The sequence below is a fragment of the Mesorhizobium sp. M2A.F.Ca.ET.037.01.1.1 genome, from assembly GCF_003998075.1.
Classification (GTDB): Bacteria; Pseudomonadota; Alphaproteobacteria; order Rhizobiales; family Rhizobiaceae; genus Mesorhizobium.
The window spans coordinates 1-1,037 of the sequence record NZ_RZSA01001486.1; the positions used below are offsets into that span (position 1 = coordinate 1).

At 64.3% G+C, this 1,037-nt stretch carries 2 protein-coding genes and 1 pseudogene; all 3 read left to right on the forward strand.

Annotated elements, in window-relative coordinates; all coding sequences use genetic code 11:
- Positions 1 to 203 (forward strand): annotated as a pseudogene (locus tag EOA27_RS37770) (DUF2062 domain-containing protein); the annotation flags it as partial.
- Complete coding sequence (acpS, locus tag EOA27_RS37775) at positions 200 to 613, forward strand: holo-ACP synthase (RefSeq protein WP_126078314.1); 414 nt, start codon at positions 200 to 202, stop codon at positions 611 to 613. The pseudogene EOA27_RS37770 and the gene acpS, both read left to right, overlap by 4 nt.
- 79 nt (positions 614 to 692) lie before the next feature.
- The coding region (gene lepB / locus EOA27_RS37780) for a signal peptidase I (protein ID WP_127258885.1) at positions 693 to 1,037 on the forward strand (345 nt) is incomplete at its 3' end.

Sequence of the window (1,037 nt, forward strand, 5' to 3'; positions counted from 1 at the left end):
AGCTCTCCTTCGCCAAGCTCTGGCATCCGGTTCTGGAGCCGATGCTAATCGGCGCGGTGCCGCTCGGCCTGGTCTTCGGGCTCGTGTTCTACGGCGTCACGCGCTGGGGCATGACCGTGTTCCGCGAGCAGCGCAAGAAGCGCATGGCCGAACGCGCCGAGAAGAAAGCGCGGCAGGGCGGACGGGAAGTGCCGGCGGAATGATCATCGGCATCGGCAGCGACCTCATCGACATCAGACGCATCGAAAAATCGCTGGAGCGGCACGGCCAGCGCTTCGTCCAGCGCATCTACACCGAGGTCGAGCAGGCCAAGTCGGAAAAGCGGGCCGCCCGCGCGGCTTCCTACGCCAAGCGCTTCGCCGCCAAGGAGGCCTGCGCCAAGGCGCTGGGCACCGGCATGGCCGAGGGCGTGTTCTGGCGCGACATGGGCGTGATCAACCTGCCGAGCGGCGCGCCGACCATGGCGCTGACCGGCGGCGCCGCCGCCAGGCTGGAGAACATACTGCCGAAAGGCCACCGGGCGCTGATCCATCTCACCATCACCGATGATTTCCCGCTTGCTCAAGCCTTTGTGATTATCGAGGCGGTGCCCGCCGAACAAGCGCCACATTGATTCCATCTGACCACGAGCGGCATGACGTTGCTCAGCGCGCGCCGAGACTCTATACCAACATCGCACAATCGAGGACGACATGAGCGTGGCTGAAAAATCGCAGAAGAAATCCGGCGGGCTCGGGGAAACCTTTTCCGTCATCATCCAGGCTCTGCTGCTCGCGCTCGTCATCCGCACGCTGCTGTTCCAGCCTTTCTCCATCCCGTCCGGCTCGATGCGGCCGACTCTGCTCGAAGGCGACTATCTCTTCGTCACCAAATGGGCCTACGGCTATTCGCGCTATTCGCTGCCGTTCGGTCCCGATATCTTTTCCGGCCGCATCTGGGGCTCGGAGCCCAAGCGCGGCGACGTGGTGGTGTTCAAGTTCCCGCCGGACCCATCGGTCGACTACATCAAGCGCGTCGTCGGCCTGCCCGGCGACAAG